Source organism: Paenibacillus sp. FSL H8-0175 (assembly GCF_045040615.1).
GTDB lineage: Bacteria > Bacillota > Bacilli > Paenibacillales > Paenibacillaceae > Paenibacillus_AQ > Paenibacillus_AQ odorifer.
In genome coordinates, this window is the sequence record NZ_CP150299.1 from 2,089,186 (window position 1) to 2,114,825 (window position 25,640).

The following is a 25,640-nucleotide window of genomic DNA, read 5'->3' on the forward strand; positions in this document are numbered from 1 at the left end:
TGATTTTGGCCAAAAGTGAACCGTCCTATAGTTAGGACGGCACAGTTAATACCTGTATGTTAGCCTATGATACAAAATGGGTATTAGTGTATGTCCCATCTTAAAATTATAGAAAAAAATGTCTGTTTTGTGATTTAAGTCTTCGTTCGACAAGAACATGAGGTTCAGGATAATGACTTCTGCTCATCAGCTCCAGCTCCTGATCAGTGATATTGTGCTTGACTACGACAAAATGGTACATGATTTCATGCACTACATTTGCTTGAAGGGTCTTTAGTATTTCTAGTTCTTCAGTTTCGTAAAGCGGATCTTCATAAGGGTGTTGATAGAATAACTCCATCCGCAGCAACCGATAATCGAAGGGTGGTGCGGGTACAGGGTAGTCTGGAATAGCTGGGCATACTGGACCGGATGGGGGTTGGAAGAAGGATCCTGTAAAATGCCGGGGGGTATATTCGTCAAACTTCTGCTTAAAGGAAGGATTGGACATATGGGCAAAGCTGTGGGCATAGGGTGCTAGAATGCAAACAACTGCTTTATGGATGCTAATTCTGTGAATTTCCGCCATGGCTGTGAATAAATTGTCCACATAAGGCAGTACACGGCTAGCCATAACAAACTCAGCACTATTGTCAGGGAGAGGAATCTCTTGGCAAATATCGCAGACAATATCTACAACAGGACCCGCGATCCGATCGATCCCGAGATAACCTGCTTCCTTATTAGATCCACAGCCGATATCGATTTTCAAGGGGCTCACTCCTTTGGGATAAATCAGGCTCACACTATTGTATTAATACCGCTGTAGCCTGCATCCGACGGATGCCTAATAGAGGCTGGAAGTTATCTAAAATTACTTCATATGAAACTTTCATAGAGTGGTTAACGTTATAAGAGTATACTTATGAAGATGACTTTGAAAATAATCGCCACATAGAGGAGGCACTCAACATGAAAAAACAACGTTCATTACCCGCCATAGCAGCGATTGCTGCCTTAACATTTGCCTTAACCGCTTGCGGTGGGAATAATTCGGCACAGACTTCAGGAGAACCGACTGCAACACCTTCTCCAACACCAACCGAGAGCGCAAGCACTGCTGAGCCTACTGAAGCTCCAAGCACTCCCGTACCCACTGAGAACCCAAGTACAGCCACACCAACCGAAAATCCGAGCACAGCTAAACCTAGTTCTACTCCAAAAGCAGAAGGTAAAACAATAAAAATGACGGCCGTTTATATCGGACAAATAGATAGTCATTCCGTTGAGATTGCGACAAAAGAAGGCCCAACCGCTTTTGAGATTTCAGCTGGAATGGAGAGTATACTTGATACTTTGAATTCAGATGATTCCGTAGTTATTGAATACGTGGAAAAAGCAGTGGAGGGCGATCCGTCCGTCAAGCAACGTGTGCTAACAAAGCTGGCTCTAGCAAAATAATTGAATGTATTGATTTGTAAATAGAGGGTGTCTCAGCAATCATATAGTGGTTGCTGGGACACCCTCGTATTTTTTAAGCATAGTTCTTGCTCAAAACACTAAACTTTGTTTGATCGATCACAGTCCGCATACCTAGCACCATTATGGATTAGGAGCCACACTATTGGAACTAGCAGCACCACTAACGGAACTAGTAGCACCTATATTGGACTCAGCATTATCGGACTCAGCAGCCCTTAAACGCAGCTTTTCCCCACATTTGGTTCGCTATCGGACCCCATCGCAGCTATTGCCATAAAAACCGCCCAATAGGATCCTTTTTCGATGCAATAGCGTCACTGGGGTCCGAAACTGTGCTCCAAAGGCGAAAAAAACGTAAATAACGCCATCTGAGTTCGCAAGCCGCGGATGAGGGATAGGATCCAGCATTATCGGACCCAGCAGCCCTTAAACGCAGCTTTTCCCCACTTTTGATTCGCTATCGGACCCCATAGCAGCTATTGCCATAAAAACCGCCCAATAGGATCCTTTTTCGATGCAATAGCGTCACTGGGGTCCGAAACTGTGCTCCAAAGGCGAAAAAAACGTAAATAACGTCATCTGAGTCCGCAAGCCGCGGATGAGGGATAGGATCCAGCATTATCGGAATTAGCATTATCGGAATCAGTATTATCGGACCCAGCAGCCCTAAAACGCAGCTTTTCCCCACATTTGATTCGCTATCGGACCCCATAGCAGCTATTGCCATAAAAACCGCTCAATATGATCCTTTTTCGATGCAATAGCGACACTGGGGTCCGAAACTGTGCTCCAAAGGCGAAAAAAACGTAAATAACGTCATCTGAGTCCGTGAGCCGCGGATGAAGATGAGGACTCCCCAATGCAGATTTTAGATTCATACATAAATAAAGGTATCCTCACAACCCGCTCAAAGTTGTTGGGATACCCTTTTTAATGAAGTTAGCATGTTTAAAAGAAGCTTAAAGCGTTCCAGCATTGACTAGGAAGGTTGTAATAAGCAGCATAAAGAGTAAGATAATAACACCATTGACTATCGTGCCAATAATGCCAAACACCTTGCGACGTTTCCGAATGGAAAGCCCAATGATGCCGATGACTACACCGATTACATTTAGAGCAGCCAGAATAATAACCGTTAATCCTAGAAGCATTATGAATTGCGAGGACTGGCTTAATAGTTCGGAATTCTCATTAACCAATGAAGAAGACTTCATTATAATAGAGATAAAGATGGCTGCATAGCCGATGATCGACACGAGACAGATAATGAATGAAGCAATACCAGGTCCAGAATGTTGAAGATCATGTTCTACTTTTTGATGCGTAGATGATAAATCAGCGCTTGGGTAATCCGGATGAGGGTTGGGATTTCCCACCTCTGCCGCAGGTACGTCTGATTTTGACAGAGAATTTAAGTCCATGGTTTGCACTCCTTGAGAGATTAGAATGAAAATGTTGTTAATATCCACTTTTTCATATTGATGCTAAAAAAGCAACCCCTGAATGAGGCAAAATAAAAAATGACTGCTGGAAATAGGAACGGGCATTACGTTATGATAGAATGAGTCTAAAATTAAGGGGGTGTAATCATTTGCAACGGAAATTTATGGCCTGGGGGGCTGTGCTAGCAATGCTGGCAGTAGGAATTGGTGCTTTCGGTGCCCATCTACTAAAACCAGTGATCAGTGAAGACTATATGAAGGTATATGAGACTGGTGTGCAGTATCACTTGGTACATGCGCTGGGGGTAATTCTCATCGCACTGGCTGTGGGCCAATGGGGCGAAAGTGTCCGATTACGTTGGGCGGGCCGGTTGTTAATTGCAGGTACCATTTTGTTCTCTGGCAGTTTGTATGTTCTGAGTATCTCCGGAATTAAGGTGCTAGGAGCGATTACACCTATCGGTGGGGTATGCTTTATAATTGGCTGGTTATGCCTTGCGATAGAGGGATTTTCACGTAAAACGTCGTCTTAGTTGTTAAAAAAAGAAAGACCAATAAGCACCTGTTCCCCAATGAGGGAGGGTGCTTATTTGCTTGTAACGCATGCGCTTACAGAAACTCGTCGATTTCATTTAGATTAAAGCTGTACACCTGCTTCTCATCCACATGGTAGACACTTATAGAGTTGGCTGCTTCATCAAAGTTTAAAATACGACAGGGCATGGACACTTGTTTCCCGTACCGGTTCGCTCGTAAACGTACCAATTGATTATTCTGAATATACTGACGAATCTTCCCGTATGCATCAGCTGGCGTCTCAATGGCCGTTTGCTGTGCAGGCGTTTCTGCCTGTTTTTTTATCGGTGTATCCAGCTGCTTCTTCGTAGATTTTGGAGGCAGCTTTAATGAAATGGGAGGAGCAGAGTTTTGATTCAAAGCTAGTTTAGCGGAGCGTAGCAAGCTGTCAATGGTTCTCCCTAATTCAAGACCGGAATTAATGTTGAAATCTGTGATATGGTCATTATTGTTCAACATTTCGAGCAGAAATTGCAGTGCAAGCGGGTTGGTACGGGCATTAATCAGGATGTCGACGTTAAATAAATAATTGCCGTCTGTGCGTTGTAGTTTCTCGTCCATAAATCCCCCAGCTTTTCGTTTAGAACATCTCTGAATGGTTACAGGAATGTAATTAACTATAACATTAAACATGCAATATTCATATACCCAGGACTACTGGAATAGGGACTATTATACTGCATTTTATACTAGGCATAGGACTACCGTCAGCACACCCACAGGAAAATTAGCATACATATACAACGTGGATAGTGAAAAAAAGGAGGTGCTGCTATTGGTTACTATGGAGCCTATTACAGTAGGTGAACATACGCTGATCGGGGTAGAGGTTAAGCTTCCCAAAACTACACTGCTCTCCATCAGCACGAACCGAGGTTATATTATGTGCGGTGCACTGGATGTCGGTCTCCTCAATGAAACACTTAGTGATCGGCATATCATCGCAGCTCGTGCGGTGGGTGTACGGACGCTTGCCCAGCTTTTAGCTGCCCCGTTGGAGTCTGTAACGATAGAAGCAGAGAGTCTTGGCATCGTACCAGGTATGACGGGTGCGGAAGCGTTACTTCTTATGGTCTGACCGGAAAATTTAACAATTCCAAACAAACGGGGCTTAGGCCCTTTTTGTTTGTGTGCAAGTATTCACATTTAAGCATAATCGGGTGTGTCTTTGCTAATGCTAGAACAAATAAAGGTGTTATGGAAGGCTTCTCCTTGTTTCGTATTACAGGTAAAAGGGTAAATTAAGAATAGACAAGTTACTACCGGACGAAGGAAATAGTAACCGGTAAATATAATGGATAAGGTAGGGATCATCTCATGGCTAAAGCATCGAATAAAGTAAATACAACTTCACTGGAACAGATCATGAATCGTCAGGTTGCTAACTTAAATGTCCTGTACGTAAAAATTCATAACTTTCATTGGTATGTCAAAGGAGAACAATTTTTCTCCCTTCATGTGAAATTTGAGGAATTATATAATGAAGTAACCCTTCAAATGGATGAAGTAGCAGAACGCTTGCTAACCATCAAAGGCAGTCCGGCAGCAACATTGAAAGAATATTTGGAATTAGCTACAATTCAAGAAGCTACAGGTAAGGAAGATACACGGGGAATGGTTCAGTCTCTGATTGAAGACTTCGCCACCATCTCTGAAGAGCTGACAGAAGGCATCGAGCTTGCCGAAGAAACCAAGGATCAGCCAACCTCAGATATGTTCATTAAAATCCGTAGTGATCTGGAGAAACACCAATGGATGCTACGTTCGTTTCTTAGCTAATCATTAAGCAGTTTGAATAAGGCTTCCTGCGGGAAGTCTTATTTTTGCGTAGTCTTATGTTTAATGAAAATCTTCTCTGAGTCACAAGTGATTAGCTAAAGAGAAATTTGTAAAAAAACAAGGTTTGATATAAAATTAGTGAGAATCATTGATAATCATTGTGATTCAATTTATAATAATTATAATGTGATAGAAAATCTAATTGTGCTGGGAATCAGGATTATCCTGTTTCAATACAACTTTTGATTTCGCAAATCGATCAATGGAGGGAATAATATTATGGCAGCAGAATTTGTCATTGAGGGTCTTAAAGCGACGATTGAGGGAAAAGAAATTTTGAAGGGGATTAACCTTCAAATGAAAGGTGGCGAAATTCACGCCATCATGGGACCAAACGGTACAGGTAAAAGTACTTTGGCTTCGGCGCTAATGGGTCATCCTAAATACGAAGTAACTGATGGAACTGCAACTCTTGATGGTGAAGATCTTCTGGAGATGGCTGTTGATGAACGCGCACGTGCAGGTCTTTTCCTTGCAATGCAATATCCAAGCGAAATCTCTGGAGTAACTAACTCCGACTTCTTGCGTTCTGCCATTAATTCCCGTCGTGAAGAGGGAAGCGAAATCTCGTTGATTCGTTTTATTCGCCAAATGGAAGCAAAGATGAAAGAACTAGATATGAACCCTGAGTTTTTACACCGTTACTTGAACGAAGGCTTCTCCGGTGGTGAGAAGAAACGTAATGAAATTCTACAAATGATGATGCTGGATCCAAAAATCGTGATCTTGGACGAAATTGACTCCGGTCTTGATATTGATGCTTTGAAAATTGTAGCTGAAGGCGTAAACTCCATGCGTAGCGAAGAACGCGGCTTCTTAGTTATTACCCACTATCAACGTCTTTTGAACTACATCAAACCTGATTACGTTCACGTTATGATGCAAGGTAGAATCGTGAAATCCGGTGGTCCAGAGCTTGCACAGCGTCTGGAAGCAGAGGGTTATGAATGGATTAAAGAAGAACTCGGAATTGAAGATGAAACTGTAGGGCAAGAAGCGTAAGAAACGCCAGGAAGGAGGAGACCACTATGACGACACAGACCATTCTTCCGGTGGATGCCGAACGCTTGAGCGAATTATCGCACAGCAGCGGCGAACCGGGTTGGCTGAAAGAAAGCCGCTTGAAGGCACTAGAATTGGCAGCTACTCTGACACTGCCTAAATTAGAGAAGACACGGATTGATCGTTGGAATGTCAATAATTATGGTAGCTATAAAGCAAGTGAACCTTTTGCTTCGCTAAGTGATGCACCTGCATCTATTTCTTCCTTGATTAAGGATCAGGAGGAAGGCAGCCTGATTATTCAACGCAACTCTGGTGCAGTATATACACGTATCGCTCCTGAGCTTGCAGAACAGGGTGTTATTTTTACTGATCTACAGACAGCTGTTAAAGAACACGGAGATTTGGTTCAACGTTACTTGCATAAAGCCATTCAGCCAGACGAACATTCTATCGCAGCGCTTCATGCTGCATTGTGGAATGGTGGAGTATTCCTCTATGTTCCTAAGAATGTTGTTATTGAAACTCCGCTTCAAGCAGTGCTGTTAACGGATGATGCGGAAGCTACTTTTGTTCCACACATTCTGGTCGTAGCTGATACTAACAGTTCCGTAACCTATGTAGACAACTACGTATCGGATAAAGAAGAAGCTGGACTACACAATGGTGCGGTAGAGGTATTCGTGGGCGCTGGCGCTAAAGTTCGTTATGCTACAGTGCATCAGCTTGGTGTAGATACTACAGATGTAACTTATCGCCGGGCTGTTGTTGAGAATGACGGAGTCATCGAATGGATCGTTGGTGAGATGAACTACGGAGATACTGCGAGTGATACCAAGTCTGTGCTTAAAGGCAACGGTTCTAGCTCCGATGCTAAAGTAATTGCAGTAGGTACGGGATCACAGAAACTGAATTACACCACTCAAGCTCAGCATTTTGGCAAAAGCACACCAAGTGACATGATCACTCGTGCAGTTATGCGTGATTCTGCTACTTCTATCATCAACGGAATCACCAAGATTGAGAAAGGTGCTACTAGAGCGGACGGCCAGCAAACGGAAAAAGTATTGATGCTGAGTCCAAAAGCCCGTGGTGACGCCAATCCGATCCTGCTTATTGATGAAGATGATGTTACAGCCGGCCATGCCGCTTCCGTAGGTCAGGTCAATCACGAGCAAGTCTTTTACCTAATGTCCCGCGGAATTACACGGCATGATGCAGAGACTCTGATCATCTACGGCTTCTTGGCTCCTGTTGTGTCACAAATTCCACTGGAGGGACTGCGCAATCAGCTCCAATCTCTTGTGGAAAGGAAGTTAGTGCAATGATTAGCAACGCCATCCGGGAGCAATTTCCCATACTGAACCAAAATGTGAACGGACATCCACTGGTCTATCTGGACAGTGCTGCTACTTCACAGAAGCCTCGGAAAGTAATTGAGGCGGTCAAGTCGTATTATGAGTGGGATAACGCCAACGTACACCGTGGCGTCCATACTTTAGGCAGCCGAGCAACCGATGCCTACGAGGGAGCCCGGGAGAAGCTAGCTAAGTTTATTAACGCCCGCAGCACTAAAGAAATTATCTTTACACGCGGAACAACTACAGCCTTAAATCTTGTGGCCTCTTCTTACGGACCCTCTGCTGTGGGTGAAGGCGACGAAATCGTCATCACCTTAATGGAGCATCATAGTAATCTGATTCCATGGCAGCAGCTCGCTAAGAAGACAGGTGCTACATTAAAATATATACCGTTGCAACCTGATGGAACGGTTACGTTGGAAGCTGCCGAGCAGACGATTACGGATAAAACCAAAATCGTTGCTATCGCTTATGTATCCAACGTTATGGGAGTAACTCATCCTATTAAAGAGCTTGCGGCTATTGCTCATCGTCATGGTGCAGTAATTGTCGTAGATGGTGCACAAAGCACACCACATATGAAGGTCGATGTGCAGGATCTGGATTGTGATTTCTATGCACTATCTGGTCATAAAATGCTCGCACCCACCGGAATTGGCGCTTTGTATGGCAAGAGAGCACTTCTCGAAGCCATGGAGCCCGTCGAATTCGGTGGCGAGATGATCGATGATGTGGGTCTTTATGAATCCACATGGAAAGAACTGCCTTGGAAGTTTGAAGGCGGTACGCCGATCATAGCTGGTGCTGTTGGTCTAGGTGCAGCCATTGATTTCTTACAAGAAATCGGTTTGGATGAGATACACCGCCATGAGAAAGCTCTTGCAGCGTATGCAGAGCAACGTCTGTCAGAGATCGAGGGTCTGAACATTTATGGCCCTCGAAATCGAGAAGTCGGCGTTGTCACCTTTAATCTGGGTGACGTTCACCCGCATGATGTCGCTACAGTGCTAGATGCGGAAGGCATTGCCATCCGCGCCGGGCATCACTGCTGTCAGCCGCTGATGCGCTGGCTGGAAGCCAGCTCTACAGCACGTGCAAGCTTTTATCTGTATAATAACGAGCAGGATGTAGATCAACTGGTGGACGCTTTAATCAAGACAAAGGAGTACTTCAGCTATGAACTTGGATGACTTATACAGACGCGTAATTATGGATCATTATAAAAGTCCTCGAAATCGCGGTTCATTTGAAGATGATGCTCTAAAAATTGAACTGAATAACCCAACCTGTGGTGACCGGATTACTCTTCAGCTTAAGGTAGAGGATGGAATCGTAAAGGATGCCCGTTATAATGGTGAAGGCTGTTCGATCAGTATGTCGTCGGCTTCGATGATGACTGAGGCGATCAAAGGACAAACGGTTGAACGTGCGCTTGAACTGGCTGATAACTTCTCCTTACTGATGAAGGGTGAAGACGTGGATTTTGGAGATTACGAAGACATTGAAGCCCTTTCGGGTGTGAATAAATTCCCTGCGCGGATCAAATGCGCAACACTGGCTTGGAACGCACTTCGTAAAGGAATTGACGAAGAAGAGCAACATAAATAACAGTAGAACAAGGAGGCTGACACCATGGCTAAGAAAGCGCCTGATATGGAAGAATACCAGTACGGGTTCCGTGATGAGCATAAATCGATATTCCAGTCTGGTAAAGGTTTGACGGCCGAAATTGTTAAAGAAATTTCAGCAATCAAAAATGAACCACAGTGGATGCTTGACTTCCGCTTGAAATCTTTGGAGCAGTTCCGTAAAATGCCAATGCCAACATGGGGCGGCAATATGGATGATTTGGACTTCGAGGATATTCAATACTATGTAAGACCTTCAGAGAAGCAAGGGAAGACTTGGGAAGAAGTTCCTTCCGAAATCAAAGAAACCTTTGATAAGCTGGGGATTCCGGAAGCGGAACAGAAGTTCCTCGCCGGCGTTTCGGCACAATATGAATCTGAGGTAGTCTATCACAGCATGCAGAAGAGCCTTGAAGATCAAGGGGTTATTTTTACAGATACCGACACTGCATTGCGTGAGCACCCAGAGCTTCTGAAAAAATATTTCGGGACGATCATCCCTCCAACCGATAATAAGTTTGCCGCACTTAACAGTGCAGTTTGGTCAGGCGGCAGCTTCATCTATGTTCCTAAAGGTGTGAAATGTGAAGTTCCTTTGCAGGCTTACTTCCGTATTAACTCTGAGAACATGGGACAATTCGAACGTACTTTGATCCTTGCTGATGAAGACAGCTTCGTGCACTACGTAGAAGGATGTACTGCTCCAATCTATAGCACGAACTCTCTGCACAGTGCGGTTGTTGAAATCTTGTGTATGAAGAACGCTCGCGTTCGTTATACCACAATCCAGAACTGGGCTCCAAACATCTACAACCTCGTTACGAAACGTGCGGTTGCAGAAGAGAATGCTACTATGGAATGGGTCGATGGTAACATCGGTTCCAAGCTGACCATGAAATACCCTGCGGTTGTTCTTAAAGGCCGTGGTGCTAAAGGTTCAGTACTATCCATCGCGGTAGCAGGTAAAGACCAGCATCAGGATGCGGGTGCCAAGATGATCCATTTGGCTCCAGATACAACATCCACCATTGTATCGAAATCCATCAGTAAACATGGCGGTAAAGTAACTTACCGTGGTCTAGCTTCCTTCGGCCGTCAAGCAGAAGGTGCGAAATCGAACATTAAATGTGATACGCTGATTTTGGATAATGAGTCCACTTCGGATACTATTCCTTACAATGAAATCATGAACGATAACATCGTTCTTGAGCATGAAGCAACCGTGTCTAAAGTTTCTGAGGAGCAACTGTTCTACCTGATGAGCCGTGGCCTCACAGAAGCAGAAGCGACTCAAATGATCATCATGGGCTTCATCGAGCCGTTCACAAAAGAACTGCCGATGGAATATGCGGTCGAAATGAACCGTCTGATCAAGTTCGAGATGGAAGGTTCTATCGGTTAATAAGAGCGCTTATGAATGGAGGCTTGTCCTCCCAACGCTTATATTTCTTCAAAGCATCCGTAGATATTTTTCTACGGATGCTTTTTTATTGGCACAATTGAAAAAATCCCCGAATGCTCCGGGGACACACCTTTAATATTTTCAATTATCCATTTCCGGCAACGGCAATTCCACTGAAGGATCTGGCTCCCAGAGATGCCGTTCTAATCGCTGATGCTACAATGGTGTATTGGATCTGGCCGGTAAGCACATCGGTTGAAGGCGGATAGTCGACAGCGGTGATTCCAACCATTTCATATTGGGTCGTTGTATTATTAATGTTTCCGGGGTAGGTTGTACTAAAAATTAATATATTATTGCGGTAAATACTAAAAGTAACATCATTCTGAACTATAATGCTGACATCAACACTAAGTCTGGCAAAAGCATTCAATGTGACTCTCACTAAGCCTGCATTTGCAGGTGTAACATTTACTGTCTGAAGTCCAATGTCACCGAAAATTGCACTTGAACGAACTAAATTAAGACTTTGTGCATCCATAGTGCTGCCCTGTGAAATTCGCATATCAAGAAACTGTATACTCATCCTATTCACCTAACCTCTCATTGTAGATTTTATATTTTATGAGAGAAAAATAGAATGGTGTGTAAGATACAAACAGATAGCGGGTTGATTATATGAAACGCTGCTGAAACCCAATTATAAACAGAACCCCCGCCAATCACTTGGCGGGGGTTTTTATATGGTATAGGTTACTGTTTTGCCAGATCATTCACTTCTTTACTAAAAGCCTCTGAATATTGATTGAATTTACCTGCATCAAGTTTTAAGCTGTTGTCGTTTGCTTTTGGAGGTGTCTCCTGAATCTGTTTATATAAAAGATCAATTTCTGGGGAAAGCTTGGCCCATATTTTTTTTATAGAATCATACTTAGTATCTAACTCGTTCATATATGTATCGTATTCTTTTTTCTCTTCCATGGCTTTGCCAAGCTGTTCGATCGTAAAGTCAATGTCCATGCTCGCTCCTGTACTGCTTGTACCACTTCTAGTGTATGAGATAACATCTACAAACCCAACATTCCAAATGTCAGCAATAACAAAATTGCTTATTTCTCTTAGCATTTTTTCAGGTGAGGGTGCTGTATCAGTTTTTGAGGAGATTTCCCCGAAATTAAACAAGTTTTTAGATTCGTTGATCGCTGTGTTTGCGTCCGTAGGGTTATTGTTATTTGTATTGCTACACCCTGAAAGAAGGATAATGGCGATAATACAAGATAAAACAAGCTGCTTTTTCAATATAGTTCCCCTCCATAATATAAGTAAAAAGTGTTGTATTACTATATTACGGTAAATTGTGGTAAAAGTTTTACATCTGAAGCAAATTTAAGACGGCGAAAAAGTGAACTCTTCGTATCCCGGAATAAATTCCAATAATTATGCAAAAAACCGAATAAAGGTCCTCCTAATATTACACGATGATTACAATAATCATGTAGATTCTTAATTCATCAGGATTAAGGAGGAAACACGAGCATTTTAAGATAACGAGGGTCCTTTATATCATGTAGATGCTGCTTTTTTCCGAAATAACCGCAAAAACGCGCAATTCTCCCCTTTGCCGCATTAAATTATGGATGATACACTGCTTAAAGTCACTAAATTGTAAGCGCTAAAAAAAGCTAGCTTACGATGTAACATTTGCTTTATACAAAAAATTGCTTACTAAGTAAGCCTTAAGGAGGAGAGATATGGATGTTCTCAGGCAACTGCGCGGTTATTATCGGGAGAAGCTGCATTTTCTGATTCTTTCGATTATATGTTTGGCCGCTGCAACTGCAGTGGGGCTGATTACCCCCAATTTGTTAAGAAAGCTGATCGATGATGTTATTGTGCCACTTAAGTTTACAGAGGTGCCAGTGCTCGCATTGAGCGTGTTAGCTGTAGTAATAGTAAAAGCATGCCTGCAGTTTGCACATGGATTTTTTGGAGGACGGCTAGGTAACTTTCTTGCATACCGGCTGCGTAATGCTTGTTATGAGAAGCTGCAATTCCTATCTTTCCGTTATTATGATACCGCGAAAACGGGAGATTTGATGTCCCGGCTAACCGGAGATTTGGAAGCGATTCGTAACTTTATCGGTTTCGGTTTTGCTCAGCTGCTGAATGTCTTTTTTATGGTCATTTTTGGTTCGATTATGATGTTCTCACTCAATTGGCAGCTTACTCTAGTAACTTTGATTACGATGCCCATCCTGGCGTTTATTGCGCTAAAATTCGAGTCTAAGATTCACCCGGCCTTTCAAGAGATGCGTCTTGCACTCAGTTCTCTGACAACGGCTGTACAGGAGAATATCACGGGTGTGCGCACCGTCAAATCATTTGCGAGAGAGGCTCATGAAGTAGAGAAATTCTCACACCGCAACGAACGTTATAAGAATAACCAGATTTTTGCCGCTGAGCTCTGGAGTAAGTTTTTTCCGGCGATGGAGTTTTTAGCATCGATCAGTGCAGCTATTCTGCTTGGAGTAGGCGGAACGTTAGTTATTAAGGGGAAAATGTCACTAGGCGAACTGGTTGCTTTTTTCAGCTTAATTTGGTACATCATTGGACCGATTTGGGGTCTTGGATTCCATATTAATAACTATACACAGTCCAAAGCATCGGGAGAACGTGTATTGGAAGTACTTAATCAGAATATTGATGTGAAGGATAAAGAGAACGCCCGTGAACTGGTACCTTCTGAGGTTAAAGGAGATGTAGCGTTTAATCACGTCACATTTGCTTATGGGAACAAAATGCCTGCGGTTACAGACATTGATTTTGAGGCCAAATCTGGTGCGGTTATAGGGTTCCTTGGAGGTACGGGCTCTGGTAAATCGACCATTACACAGCTGATGATGCGTGCTTATGACGTTAATGAAGGCAGCATCACACTGGATGGGATGGACATCAGAGAATACAATGTTCGCAGCTTGCGTTCACAGATCGCGACGGTCTTTCAGGAGACCTTCCTGTTCTCCTCCTCAATTCGCAACAACATCTCCTATGGGTTGAAGAATGTAAGCATGGAAGAAATTATCCGAGCTGCACAACTTGCCAAAGCCCATGATTTCATCATGGAGATGGAAGACGGTTATGACACTGTGGTGGGTGAGCGCGGAATGGGTCTTTCCGGTGGACAAAAGCAACGGATTGCCATCGCTAGAGCCCTGCTTAAGAATCCGCGGATTCTTATCCTCGATGATGCGACCAGCGCTGTCGATATGGAGACGGAGCACGAGATTCAAGCCGGATTCCAAGAGGTCATGAAGGGGCGCACTACACTTATTATTGCCCATCGGATCTCCTCCTTGCGCCATGCGGATCAAATTATCGTCATGAACGAAGGTCATGTACAGCAGCGTGGTACCCATAAAGAGCTAATTGAAGTGCCGGGTCCTTATCAGGATGTATACCGGATACAGTATGCTGATTATCTGGCCAGAGCGACCGGAAGAGGGGAGGAGGGAGGCATATGAAACTTGAAGCCAAACCAATGACCGCTACGGGAGCAAAAAATAAAGCAGCCGAGCAGCAAGAGCTGGATGAACGTTTTGTATATAAAGATGATGATGTCATCGATAAGGCTTTTGACTGGAAGCAATTCACCAGACTGTTCGGGTACATGAAGCCTTATGCAAAGCAGATGCTTCCATTGGTGTCCATCATGATGATTCTGGGAACCATCACGAAGTTGACCGTCCCGTTCCTAACAAGTTTAGCCATTGACCGTGCAATTGCGCCAAAGGTGGGGAATCCCAGCTTATCACTGCTTTATTCGCTTACAGCAGGGGTAATCGTCTTATATCTGATTCAATGGATTGCGGGAGTGTACCGGATTAAATACACGAACATCATAGGCCAAAGAGTGATTTATGATTTGCGCTCAGATTTGTTCAAGCATATTCAGAAGCTCTCCTTTAACTTCTTTGATAAACGTCCGGCAGGTTCGGTATTAGTACGGGTAACCAATGATATCAACTCACTGCAGGATCTGTTCACAAACGGGGTTGTCAATCTGATGATTGACTGCGTGCAGCTTATGGGGATTACCATTATTCTGCTAGTGATCAACTGGAAGCTAGGTCTTGCAGTAATGGTTACGGTTCCGATTATGTTCTTTGTTTCAACTAAGCTGCGCCAAAAGATTCGGATTGCTTGGCAGGATGTGCGGATGAAGAACTCCAGAATTAATTCTCATTTAAATGAATCGATTCAGGGAATCAGAGTCACACAAGCCTACACCCAAGAACAAGAAAACATGAATTATTTCGATGTTATGAATACCGACAGCAAAAAATCCTGGAACAAAGCCTCTGCGATGAACCAGGCGTTCGGTCCGATTATTGAGGTCACAGGTGGTTTTGGAACAATGATCCTCTTTTGGCTGGGGGCTTATCTGATCCAATCTGGAGAACTCACAGTAGGTATGCTGGTAGCATTCAGTTCTTATGTCAGCAATTTCTGGGACCCGATTAATCGCCTTGGGCAGATGTACAATCAGCTGCTTGTGGCAATGGCTTCCTCGGAACGGATCTTTGAATATTTGGATGAGCAACCGGCGGTGCAAGATAATCCTGGTGCTAAGCCAATGGGAACGATTCGTGGGGATATTAACTTTGAAAAGGTCATTTTTGAATATGAAAAAGGCCGGGCTGCACTAAAAGGTATTGATCTGGATGTTCAAGCAGGACAGTCGATCGCGCTCGTAGGTCATACAGGTTCTGGTAAAAGTACGATCATTAACCTGATTGGCCGGTTCTATGATATTAAGAGCGGCCGAATCACGATAGACGGTGAAGATATCCGCGGGGTTACGTTAGACAGCCTGCGAAGGCAGATCGGAATCGTGCTGCAAGATACCTTTATTTTCTCGGGAACGATTCGGGATAATATCCGTTTTGGCCGTCTGGAGGCTACAGATGAAGAAGTGGAAAATGCCGCAAAAGCCGTGGATGCCCATGACTTTATTATGAAGCTGCCCGGAGGGTATGAGACTGAGGTGGAAGAGCGCGGTAGCGCATTGTCGATGGGACAACGTCAGCTGCTCTCCTTCGCCCGGGCGCTTTTGGCAAATCCGCGGATACTAATCCTGGATGAGGCAACTGCCAGCATTGATACGGAGACGGAGCTGAAGATCCAGGAGGCACTCAAAATCCTGCTTCAAGGCCGAACCTCCTTTATCGTAGCGCACAGACTCTCTACCATCCGTCATGCGGATAAAATAGTCGTCCTCGATCATGGAGAGATTAAAGAAGAAGGAAACCATCATGAGTTGACATCCCGTGATGGGGTATACAACGGTCTGATCGAAGCGCAATTCCGCTTCCTATAGACCGACAGAACGGAACAGAACAGAACACAACACAACATAACACAACATAACACAACAAAACAGAACAGAACAGAACAGAACAGAACAGAACAACAGCTCATTCCCGTTGCTTAGGCAACTGCGGGGTGGGCTGTTTTTTATAGGGATATAGTGATTAAGGTGGTCGGGGCTTGGTGGATCAGAGTAGAGTGGAATATGGCAGAGGTATTACGGAACAAGGCAACCGAAGAACGGAAGAACGGAAGAAAATAATATAGCAGGGTAAGATTTCTATTCAGTTACTTGGGGCGTTTGGATACCCTGCCCGTCACACGCAGCTCAAACATTTGTGCACAAATATCTTGATGCCATTGTAGATCAGCTGTCTGTTCCGCTAATAGGATTTCATTTTGTAATCGGGCCATCTCATAGCAGTAGGTAGCATTAATTTGCAGGCACTGCTGTTGCTCCGTTTCCTCAGCAGCAGTAAGCTGCCGTCTACGGCTCAGGGTGAACAACTCGGCAAGGCGTTCATGGACAGGAAGCATGCTTTTTTCCTCCTATAGCAATTTAAAACCACATATTAGTCTCGCCATTAGAAGAGGAATTCAAACGTTACGTCAGATAATTAAATTGAGGGGCCTTACTATGTTGAGGGTAAGAGGAACTATCTTCGAAGTCGGAAGGAAACAATAGAGGTGAGAGAGGTGAGAGAGGTGAAAATCGAGGAATGTTTAGGAGTAATCTGGAAACCAATCTTTAGTTGCAGTTTGTACAATAGAAACCATCATTCTCGTTATAAAAATACTGTTAATTGCACTTTGTGCAGCTATTTTCGAGAAATGTGCTTATAAAGAGCATTTTCCTTAATTCTAGTTGCACAAAGTACAACTAAATCACCATTCAGCTCGCAAGACGTGGATACTGTTGCACAAAGTACAACTAAATCACCATTGAGCTCGCAAGACGTGGATTCTGTTGCACAAAGTACAACTAAATCACCATTCAGCTCGCTAGACATGGATTCTGTTGCACAAAGTACAACTAAATCAGAATTCAGCCTGGTAGACGTGGGTTCTGTTGCACAAAGTACAACTAAAAAATCCCCCGTAGTCAAACCGGAGGATTTAGTGTACAAACAGCAGCTCTGAACCTTCTGCTAAGCAACGCAGGACCTCAAGAAACGCCCTAGTCCATGTAGATTTCCACAATCGTAACGTTACGTTCGCGGGCTAGATCGACAAATAATCCATCGATCTTTACCAGCGGACGGAAAATATCAACTGGATTGTTCATGATAATCACACCTGTATCACCCGTGTTCAGTAATACTCGCTTGCCGATAAAGTTGGGCATTAAATGTTGTATAAAGGCTTGAACCGTTCTGCCGTTCAGCTTACCAAAGCTGAGGTCATTTAGTTCACGTAGGACAGAAATAAGCTCTTGCTTGGACTGATAGACGCGTTTGGAAGTCATCGCACTATAGATGTCAGCTACAGCAGCAATTTGCGCATAAGGATGAATCTCGGATTTGGTTAGATTATTAGGATAGCCAGAGCCGTCCTCACGTTCATGATGCTGTAGGGCTGCCAAGGCTGTATGTGAGTCATCCATCGAATTGCGGATAATTTCGTAGCCGTACTTAGTATGTAGTTTAACTTCTTCGAATTCTTCCGCAGTTAATTTTCCAGGCTTATTTAATAGAGCAGGTGAGATTCTACATTTTCCAATATCAATTAAATATCCAGCTCGTCCAATCTCATAGCATTCTTGTTTGGAATACCCAAGCCAGATTGCAATATAATAAGAGAGCATACCTACCTGCAAAGAGTGATTGTAGGTATAATTATCTTCGCGATCGAGCAGAAGCAGGAGGGAGACTACATCCTTTTGCTTGTCCAACGATTGAAGCGAAGGCTGAAGAATGTCGTTAACCACGGATTGGTTAAAGCTTCCTTTTAATAGTGCTTCCATATAAAGATTCTCAAAGCCGTCAATCATGGTATCAAAACTAGTGGTCACCGTCTGAATAATTGAAGGTCTGCTTAATGGGGCAGGTTCTTCCACTAACGTCTGGATATCAACATAATCAACTCCATGCTGCATCAGCTTGGCGATATCATCTATCTGGAGCAGCGATCCCTTTGGTAATACATGCAGACCTCTTGAACTATAAGCGTCTGAGTTGAGGTGATTACCAGGTTTTAGATCCGAGACGTGTACTCTCAATGCCTATGCCACCTTTTATCCGATTTTATCCAGAATATCAACAAAGTGCAGATTTTTCAATGAAAAAGGAGTGAAGATTAATTGTGGAGGGAATCGGCAGCCTTTTGTTCAGAGCCTACCCAGTGCTGGCCTGATTCATTGATGTCTTTTTTCCAGATAGGGACGGTCTGTTTCAGCAGTTCAATGGCCAAACGACTAGCCTCGTAACAGGTATCGCGATGAGGGGTGGAGACAGCAATGATAACGCTTGCTTCCTTAAGACCAACAAGCCCAATGCGGTGGGAAATCGCGCAGCGTGCATTCCAGCGATTTTGTACCTCATCACCAATTTCTTTCAGCTTATTTAAGGCCATAGGAATATAGGCTTCATAGTCTAATGCTGTTGTGCGTTGTTCTCCGGTCATTTCGCGTGTAGTTCCTACAAATAATAGGGATGCTCCATGATTGGCATCGAGGACGGCATCCAGAAGCTTCTCAGCATTTAATGGCAGATCCGTTATGCTATAGAGGCCGTCAGGAGTGCTCTCATATAAAGAACCATTCTCTCCCCCGGAAACGGGAGGGATTAATGCAACTTCGGCAGACTCGGTGATGAGGGCTTCATCAGGTGCATATTCCCGGTCAATAGCGACCAAAGAAGTTCCAATTAGGGATGCTGCATCCGGATAAGAGGTTGTAAGGAGTTCTTTTAACTTCCCAGCGGTTAAGGGATTCTCCGTCGCATGAAAGGTCAGAGAAGATGAACCGATAATCTCAGCCAAACCCGCGAACAGGCGGATTGTGATATGCATACTTATTCACCTCTGAAATATGTTGTAATGTCTACAATATACCATAATGAGCCTGAAAATGTTATGCTAGGCTCTATAAGATCATGCATCGGCTGCTTCATTAAAGAGCGGCTCAACAGGTAGGAGGAATGTTGCTAATGGGGCATGTGCCGCAAAGACTGACCATACTTCATACCAATGATATACATAGCCATTTCGAAATGGTGAGTCCATTGGCAGCAGAAATCGGGAGACAAAGAGCTGCAGCGGGAGAAGCGCCTGTGCTGCTGCTGGATATTGGCGATCATATGGATCGTGCAGCCGTCGAGACAGAAGGAACTATGGGTCAGGCTAACATTGATGTACTTAATTTAACAGGATATGATGCTGTAACCATCGGTAATAATGAGGGGTTAACATTCTCACAGGAGATGTTATCCTCTATTTTCTCCGGGTTACAGTGTCCAGTGGTATGCTGTAATTTTGTGGAGACTGCAACAGGGGAACCTCCCCACTGGATGAAGCGTCATGCCATCTTGGAGAAGGACGGAATCAGAATAGGAGTGACTGGAGCGACAGCGGCATTTACTTCGTTTTATTCCTTGCTGGGCTGGGATGCTCTGGATCCCGAGACAACCCTTCGTGAACAATGCCTTCTTCTAGCTCCTCAGGTGGACATTCTAATCATCCTTTCTCATTTGGGGCTTCCCGCAGATCGAATTCTGGCAGAGCGGCTGGAAGGTGTGCATGCTATTCTAGGTGGACATACACATCATATGCTGGAAGAACCGCTCATGATTAACGGAACAGCTGTATGTGGAGCCGGGAAATTCGGGCGTTACCTCGGGCGGCTTCAATTTGAGCGGAGAGAGGGACAACCTGGATTTAGCCTGGTGGCGGGTGAATGTATTCCGATTGACCCAGGACTGAAGGAAGAGATTGTAGGTCCTGCCGCTACTATTCATTTGGAGCGTGGTCGTGAGGCTCTTCAGCAGACCGTTGCGATCACAGATCGTGAGCTTCCTTTGAATTTGCAGGGAGAATCCCCTTTTGGCAATCTTTTAGCCCAAGCTGTACGTAGATTTACAGGCACCAGTTTGTCGATAGTTAACACAGGTCAGCTTCTAGGACCTTTGCCTGAAGGGGAGGTTACAGCGGGAATGCTGCACGCCCTATGTCCTTCTCCCATTAACACCTGCGTAATCAAGCTGAAAGGCCTAGATATTCGCATAGCTTTGGAGCAGAGTCTTACTGAAGAATTTTATAATAAGGTGATTTTTGGGTATGGCTTTCGCGGGAATTATCTGGGCAGCTTAGCAGTAGATGGGATAAAAATCTTGTACGATCCGCAGAAGATACCGTATGATAACAATATTGCAGTTTTTGTCGAAGGAAACCCGCTGGAGGATGATAAAGAGTATAATGTTGGTACGCTGGACATGTTTACTTTCCGTGCAGGCTATGAGACGATCGCCAATGGGAAGGATCCTGTATTTTTGCTGCCTCATTTTTTACGCGACCTGCTTGGGATGGAATTGCAGCGTCCGGACAGTCTTGATGAATGTATGCTCACTCGGTGGGAGATCAAGTCTGAGTAAACCTGCAGCTCACAAGATATACTTTTTGATTCCATTTAAACAGTGCTAGATTCCCGAAAAATAGGAGGAGATTATGGACACGATTACAGCTATTATTTTAGCAATTGTCGAAGGGATCACTGAATTTATTCCTGTTTCTTCTACAGGACACATGATCTTGACCTCGAAGCTTCTGGGCTTTGATGAGCAGGATTCGATTATGAAGACTTATGAAATCGTTATTCAGCTAGGGGCAATATTGGCGATTGCGCTTGTTTACCGCGAGCGTGTGCTTAATTTGCTGGGCATTGGGCGTAAGAACTCAGGAAGAGGCGGTGTGATGCCGGCGTCTCGTTTGAACTTAATCCATGTAATACTTGGGATTGCCCCAGCACTAGCTGTGGCATTTTTTGCCCGCGATTTTATAAAAAGTCTCTTTGGAGCCACGACTGTTCTTTGGGCGCTTGTCGCCGGCGGGATTCTAATGATTATCGCAGAATGGGTAAACAGACGCAAAATTAGAATTACAGCGCATGAGCTGGACGATCTTTCTTACGGACAGGCGCTGGCTATCGGGATGTATCAGATTATTTCAGTGCTGTGGCCAGGATTTTCCCGTTCGGGATCTACGATCTCCGGAGGGATGTTAAGTGGGGTTAGTTATAAAGCGTCTGCGGATTTCTCCTTCCTTATAGCCATTCCTATTATGTGTGCGGCTTCCGGATATGAAATGTTGGATTCTTATAAGAACTTCACTAGTGAGACGATTGGCTATTTTGTAATTGGATTTCTGATTTCTTTTGTAGTGGCTTATGTAGTGGTTATTTTGTTTATGAAATTGATTCAAAAGATTAGATTGACGCATTTCGCGATCTACAGATTTATTCTTGCTGCTATATTCTGGTTGTTTATTATGCGTTAATGCCCATAGGCAAAGACCTAGACACACCCGATGTTCTTCATGGTGCACCTGTCTGATCTCTACATAAACGGTATAGACAAAGCGTGTGACCCAAGGATTTCAAAACAGAATAGCATTTTACCGTTAAAGGCAGGAGTGAGCTAAGTGCGTTTAGTATCCGTGAATCAGCTTCAAGCAGGCATGAAATTAGGTAAAAAAATATATAATGATGAAGGTCTAACTCTCCTCGCGGATGGGGTGGAGCTTACTGATGCATTGATCAAGAGGCTTTCAAGAATTGACATCGGTTATATTTACATAGAGGACTCTGTCACGGACGATGTTGAGATTATAGGTATGCTTCAAGATGAGACACGTAATCAGGCACTGAAGGTGATTCGTAATCAGTTTCAGCAAATGACAGGCGCTTCAGGAATAAGCAAGGGATTCTACCATCTGGATAAAAAATTCTCAAAGATCATGGATAGCATCCTGGATGATTTGTCTTTACAAGAAGATCCGATGATCATGCTGCTTGATATGCACACCGCTGATAACTACTTGTACGTCCATTCCCTGAATGTCTGCTTGTACACTTTGGTGCTTGGCATTGCGCATGGGTACAGCAAAGAGGAGCTTCGAGTGATTGGTCTGGGTGCGCTGTTGCATGATATTGGCAAGACCCAAGTCCCGATAAAAATCATTCAAAAACCTGGTAAGCTCAGTGAAGATGAATTTCGCCATATGCAGGCACACACCGAGATCGGGTATCAGATTCTCAAGGAAGAACCGAATATCCCGCTGCTCGCGGCTCATTGTGCGCTTCAGCATCATGAACGCATTGACGGATCCGGATATCCGCGGGGATTAAAAGGACCTCAAATTCATGAATATGCCAAATGGTTGGGCGTGGCTGATTCCTACGATGCCATGACCTCCAACCGGGTCTACAAAAAGGCTATGCTGCCACATCAAGCCGTTGAGGCGCTTTATGTAGGTTCTGGTACATTGTATGAGCAGAAGCAGCTAGAGTTATTTAGAGATCGTGTGGCTATCTATCCTCTTGGTCTTACGGTGAAGCTCAGTACGGGTGAAAGTGGAGTTGTTGTCAAAATAGACCCAAGTACGCCTCACAGACCGATTGTACGTGTGCTTACAGGGCCTGAAGGAGAGAAAGTCGTACCGTTCGAAAGGGATCTAGGAAAAGCCCTCTCCGTTGTTATCGTTGACGTCGCAGATCAAGGCGATTCTGTGGGAACGCCAAAATATTTATCATAGCAGCGAAGAGAGAAGATTAGGCTTGTCCGCATAACTCGCGGAAGCCTATTTTTCGTCTCGCTGCTATTATTTTTTACAGTGAAAAAGCTTGTAAGGACAGTCTGAAAGACATCCGAAGTGCAGTTTTTCTGACTAACGTGGTATGATATAGGATAAGACACCGTTCAATCTTCATGATTATGGGTTAATAATAGGAATAAGATTTAAAGGAGCTAGTACAAATGAATGTTTTAAGACCATTAACATCTTCACCGAAGGAGCTGTCGCCAAGCTACGATCCGTGGGATCCCATTACTTCTTTACGTAAGCATGGACGCCATGTGCTAACGAGTGTGGAATTCACAGTAACCAATTTATGTAATATGCGGTGTGAACACTGTGCGGTAGGTGATAGTTTAACCTCTAGAGAAGGGGATATGCTGCCGCTTAAAAATATGTTGGACCGTTTAGATGAGGTAGAGCATCTGGAGACGATTAGTATTACCGGCGGAGAGCCTATGTTCTTGGCTGGAACGGTGGATAATATCATAGTGCCGCTCTTAAAGTATGCCAAAGAGCGGGGGATTAGATCGCAAATTAATTCTAATCTGACGATGCCGTATGCTCGATATGAAAAGCTGCTTCCGTATTTGGACGTTATGCATATTTCTTTTAATTATGTGAACGGAGACGATTTTCATGAAGTTGGTTTTGCCAACAGCGGGCATGCAGTTTCAAAAGAAAGTGCATATCGGTTATATAATGCAATGATTGAGAATTCTCGACGGCTAAGTGAGGATGGTATGCTAATTTCTGCGGAAACTATGATTAATTACCGTACACATACTAAGCTGCCTGAAATTCATAAGTTGATTCTCGATATGGGCGCCAAACGGCATGAGGTACATCCTATGTACAACTCCAGTTTTGCTTCGGCTTTGCCAGTGTTGTCCTTGAATGAAATGCGGACGGCAATCCATAAACTACTGGATACCCGTGATCCGGAGATTTGGATGCTGTTTGGGACCCTTCCGTTTTTTGCTTGCAGCTTCCTGGAAGAAGATCAGAAGCTGATAAGCAGAATGCGCGCCGAGAAGAATGTTACCCTTCGCAATGATCCGGATGGCCGGAATCGAGTGAACGTAAACATGTTTACTGGCGATGTTTTTGTTACAGATTTCGCTGATATCGCAGCCTTTGGCAACATCGAGAACCAAAAGCTGGATGATATATTTATCGATTGGCAGACTAAACACCCGCTGAACCAAAAGGTGAACTGCCACTGCGATGCAGCAGGCTGCTGCGGACCTAATCTGTTAGTGGCTGATATGTATTATCCGGAAGTTGACTTCAAAACTAGAAAAGCGATCAATCTGTAGAAATGAGGCGTTGTTAAGTGGTGCATACGGAATTTGAAGTAGGGAGATTATTGCTTAATCTTTTGCTGGTTCTGGTGCTCGTATTATTGAACGGTATTTTTGTAGCAGCGGAATTTTCATTAGTTAAGGTCAGGCAGTCCCGCCTGACCCAACTTGTCAGTGAAGGTAATAAAATGGCTGGATATGCTCTGAAAGTAAATAAGAGACTGGATTCCTATTTATCCGCCACTCAGTTTGGGATAACACTTGCGTCGCTGGGCTTAGGTTGGGTTGGAGAGCCCGCGATTTCTGAGCTGTTGGTCGAACCTTTAATGTACCAGATGGGGATCACCGATCATACCCTGATTTCTACCGTATCTGTGATTATTGGATTTTCGATCATTACATTTTTACATATTGTACTTGGGGAGCTTGCTCCTAAATCGCTCGCGATTCAAAGAACAGAAGGTTCGGCACTGTTGTTATCTGCACCCCTGATGTTCTTCTATAATGTGTTCATGCCTTTTATCTGGGTGCTGAACGCTTCAGCCAACGCGTTGCTTCGGTTGGTCGGTGTGGAGCCTGCAAATGAAAGTGAAGCAGCACACTCGGAAGAGGAAATACGTATTCTGATGAATCAGAGCGCCAAGAGTGGTGTCATTGACAAAGATGAAATGAAACTAATGGATAATATCTTTGAATTCTCAGATCTGCTTGCACGTGAAGTCATGCTGCCTCGTACAGATATGGATGTGCTTTACAGCAATCTTTCGTTAGAAGAAAATATGAAGATTATTACCGAAACGAGACATTCGCGTTATCCGGTTGCTCTGGAAGATAAGGACCGTATTATCGGTTTTATTCATATTACCGACCTGTTGTTTGCACCCCCGGAGCAGCAGAATGATCTTACAACTCTGGTTCGGCCTATCCTTAACGTTCCGGAATCGATGGAAATCAGCCATACTCTTCGTTTTATGCAGAAGAATAAGGCTCAGCTGACGTTAGTTGTCGATGAATATGGCGGCACAGCAGGTTTGCTGACAGCAGAAGAGATTCTGGAAGAAATCGTAGGCGATCTGCATGACGAGTTCGAAGATGAGCGTCCAAGTGTGGAACATAACGGGGAGTACATCTCTGTTGAGGGCCGGATGCTGATTGAGGATGTCAACGATCTTACGGGTGTTGTGATTGAAGACGATGAGGTGGATTCCATCGGCGGCTGGTTGTTTAAGGAGCTGGAGGGTAATCCAACCAAAGGAAAACGTGTCAAAGTAGAAGATGTTATTTTTGAAGTCGAGGAATCAACAAGATTGCGTATCACTAGAATTAATATCCACCGGGAACCACGAGTCGAGGACGAAGAAACCTCAGCAGAACTGAATGAGGATAAAGAATAACCTATTGAAAATTATAACGTATTGTTCCGGTTGATCAGGGATATAATGAACTCCTCCTGCAAGAGCTGTATGGCTCATGAC

At 44.1% G+C, this 25,640-nt stretch carries 24 protein-coding genes; 16 read left to right on the top strand and 8 right to left on the bottom strand.

Annotation, left to right across the window (positions count from 1 at the left end; all coding sequences use genetic code 11):
* Positions 1-106: 106 nt before the first annotated feature.
* Entirely contained in the window at positions 107-751 is a 645-nt protein-coding gene (locus MHH46_RS08850) for a methyltransferase domain-containing protein (RefSeq protein WP_076195236.1), read from the bottom strand.
* 200 nt (positions 752-951) lie between these two features.
* Between MHH46_RS08850 and MHH46_RS08855 the strand changes: the two genes are divergently transcribed.
* Positions 952-1,440, top strand: coding sequence for a hypothetical protein (locus MHH46_RS08855; protein WP_036684361.1), 489 nt, complete (start codon positions 952-954; stop codon positions 1,438-1,440).
* A gap of 980 nt (positions 1,441-2,420) precedes the next feature.
* On the opposite strand, the gene MHH46_RS08860 is transcribed toward MHH46_RS08855, so the two are convergent.
* Entirely contained in the window at positions 2,421-2,882 is a 462-nt protein-coding gene (locus tag MHH46_RS08860) for a hypothetical protein (RefSeq protein WP_076124771.1), read from the bottom strand.
* 170 nt (positions 2,883-3,052) lie between these two features.
* Between MHH46_RS08860 and MHH46_RS08865 the strand changes: the two genes are divergently transcribed.
* Positions 3,053-3,436, top strand: a complete 384-nt coding sequence (locus tag MHH46_RS08865) for a DUF423 domain-containing protein (RefSeq protein WP_076124773.1) — start codon at positions 3,053-3,055, stop codon at positions 3,434-3,436.
* Between the two features lie 76 nt (positions 3,437-3,512).
* Here the strand turns inward: MHH46_RS08865 and MHH46_RS08870 are convergent, their stop codons facing one another.
* A complete protein-coding gene (locus MHH46_RS08870) occupies positions 3,513-4,040 on the bottom strand; it encodes a hypothetical protein (RefSeq protein ID WP_036684355.1) in 528 nt (175 codons plus the stop codon).
* Between the two features lie 214 nt (positions 4,041-4,254).
* Here MHH46_RS08870 and MHH46_RS08875 point away from each other — a divergent pair, with 214 nt between their 5' ends.
* From MHH46_RS08875 to sufB, 7 genes are all read left to right on the top strand, one after another.
* Positions 4,255-4,557, top strand: a complete 303-nt coding sequence (locus MHH46_RS08875) for a YunC family protein (protein WP_036684352.1) — start codon at positions 4,255-4,257, stop codon at positions 4,555-4,557.
* A 239-nt stretch (positions 4,558-4,796) separates the two neighbouring features.
* Positions 4,797-5,258, top strand: a complete 462-nt coding sequence (locus MHH46_RS08880; RefSeq protein ID WP_076135846.1) for a Dps family protein — start codon at positions 4,797-4,799, stop codon at positions 5,256-5,258.
* A gap of 279 nt (positions 5,259-5,537) precedes the next feature.
* Positions 5,538-6,320: a Fe-S cluster assembly ATPase SufC gene (gene sufC / locus MHH46_RS08885; RefSeq protein ID WP_036684347.1), complete on the top strand. Its 783-nt coding sequence runs from the start codon at positions 5,538-5,540 to the stop codon at positions 6,318-6,320.
* Between the two features lie 26 nt (positions 6,321-6,346).
* Positions 6,347-7,648 carry a Fe-S cluster assembly protein SufD gene (gene sufD, locus MHH46_RS08890; RefSeq protein ID WP_036684344.1) on the top strand — a complete coding sequence of 434 codons (1,302 nt, stop codon included), beginning with the start codon at positions 6,347-6,349 and terminating at the stop codon, positions 7,646-7,648.
* Entirely contained in the window at positions 7,645-8,871 is a 1,227-nt protein-coding gene (locus MHH46_RS08895; RefSeq protein ID WP_076191063.1) for a cysteine desulfurase, read from the top strand. Before sufD ends, MHH46_RS08895 begins: the two co-directional genes overlap by 4 nt.
* Positions 8,858-9,289, top strand: coding sequence for a Fe-S cluster assembly sulfur transfer protein SufU (sufU, locus tag MHH46_RS08900; RefSeq protein WP_036684339.1), 432 nt, complete (start codon positions 8,858-8,860; stop codon positions 9,287-9,289). The genes MHH46_RS08895 and sufU overlap by 14 nt, the downstream gene beginning before the upstream one ends.
* A gap of 24 nt (positions 9,290-9,313) precedes the next feature.
* Positions 9,314-10,711, top strand: a complete 1,398-nt coding sequence (gene sufB, locus MHH46_RS08905; protein ID WP_036684335.1) for a Fe-S cluster assembly protein SufB — start codon at positions 9,314-9,316, stop codon at positions 10,709-10,711.
* A 145-nt stretch (positions 10,712-10,856) separates the two neighbouring features.
* On the opposite strand, the gene MHH46_RS08910 is transcribed toward sufB, so the two are convergent.
* Both MHH46_RS08910 and MHH46_RS08915 read right to left on the bottom strand, forming a co-directional pair.
* Positions 10,857-11,297 (bottom strand): hypothetical protein, encoded by a 441-nt coding sequence (locus MHH46_RS08910; RefSeq protein ID WP_076191066.1) that lies wholly within the window; start codon positions 11,295-11,297, stop codon positions 10,857-10,859.
* A 167-nt stretch (positions 11,298-11,464) separates the two neighbouring features.
* Positions 11,465-12,010, bottom strand: a complete 546-nt coding sequence (locus MHH46_RS08915; RefSeq protein WP_076191068.1) for a hypothetical protein — start codon at positions 12,008-12,010, stop codon at positions 11,465-11,467.
* A 452-nt stretch (positions 12,011-12,462) separates the two neighbouring features.
* Between MHH46_RS08915 and MHH46_RS08920 the strand changes: the two genes are divergently transcribed.
* Together MHH46_RS08920 and MHH46_RS08925 are read left to right on the top strand one after the other, a co-directional pair.
* Positions 12,463-14,232 carry an ABC transporter ATP-binding protein gene (locus tag MHH46_RS08920; RefSeq protein ID WP_076191071.1) on the top strand — a complete coding sequence of 590 codons (1,770 nt, stop codon included), beginning with the start codon at positions 12,463-12,465 and terminating at the stop codon, positions 14,230-14,232.
* 17 nt (positions 14,233-14,249) lie between these two features.
* A complete protein-coding gene (locus MHH46_RS08925) occupies positions 14,250-16,088 on the top strand; it encodes an ABC transporter ATP-binding protein (RefSeq protein WP_172628886.1) in 1,839 nt (612 codons plus the stop codon).
* A 278-nt stretch (positions 16,089-16,366) separates the two neighbouring features.
* Here the strand turns inward: MHH46_RS08925 and MHH46_RS08930 are convergent, their stop codons facing one another.
* The 3 genes from MHH46_RS08930 to MHH46_RS08940 form a co-directional block, all read right to left on the bottom strand.
* A complete protein-coding gene (locus MHH46_RS08930) occupies positions 16,367-16,615 on the bottom strand; it encodes a hypothetical protein (protein ID WP_076124783.1) in 249 nt (82 codons plus the stop codon).
* A gap of 640 nt (positions 16,616-17,255) precedes the next feature.
* Positions 17,256-18,296, bottom strand: a complete 1,041-nt coding sequence (locus MHH46_RS08935; RefSeq protein WP_076191074.1) for an HD-GYP domain-containing protein — start codon at positions 18,294-18,296, stop codon at positions 17,256-17,258.
* A 77-nt stretch (positions 18,297-18,373) separates the two neighbouring features.
* Positions 18,374-19,087 (bottom strand): molybdenum cofactor biosynthesis protein MoaE, encoded by a 714-nt coding sequence (locus MHH46_RS08940; RefSeq protein WP_076191077.1) that lies wholly within the window; start codon positions 19,085-19,087, stop codon positions 18,374-18,376.
* Between the two features lie 137 nt (positions 19,088-19,224).
* Here MHH46_RS08940 and MHH46_RS08945 point away from each other — a divergent pair, with 137 nt between their 5' ends.
* From MHH46_RS08945 to MHH46_RS08965, 5 genes are all read left to right on the top strand, one after another.
* Positions 19,225-20,664 carry a bifunctional UDP-sugar hydrolase/5'-nucleotidase gene (locus tag MHH46_RS08945; RefSeq protein ID WP_076191080.1) on the top strand — a complete coding sequence of 480 codons (1,440 nt, stop codon included), beginning with the start codon at positions 19,225-19,227 and terminating at the stop codon, positions 20,662-20,664.
* A gap of 73 nt (positions 20,665-20,737) precedes the next feature.
* Positions 20,738-21,565 carry an undecaprenyl-diphosphate phosphatase gene (locus tag MHH46_RS08950; protein WP_076124791.1) on the top strand — a complete coding sequence of 276 codons (828 nt, stop codon included), beginning with the start codon at positions 20,738-20,740 and terminating at the stop codon, positions 21,563-21,565.
* 144 nt (positions 21,566-21,709) lie between these two features.
* Positions 21,710-22,822, top strand: a complete 1,113-nt coding sequence (locus MHH46_RS08955; protein ID WP_076187093.1) for an HD-GYP domain-containing protein — start codon at positions 21,710-21,712, stop codon at positions 22,820-22,822.
* A 221-nt stretch (positions 22,823-23,043) separates the two neighbouring features.
* Complete coding sequence (gene yfkAB / locus MHH46_RS08960; RefSeq protein WP_036684078.1) at positions 23,044-24,180, top strand: radical SAM/CxCxxxxC motif protein YfkAB; 1,137 nt, start codon at positions 23,044-23,046, stop codon at positions 24,178-24,180.
* A 20-nt stretch (positions 24,181-24,200) separates the two neighbouring features.
* A complete protein-coding gene (locus MHH46_RS08965) occupies positions 24,201-25,559 on the top strand; it encodes a hemolysin family protein (RefSeq protein ID WP_076125129.1) in 1,359 nt (452 codons plus the stop codon).
* Positions 25,560-25,640: the final 81 nt, after the last annotated feature.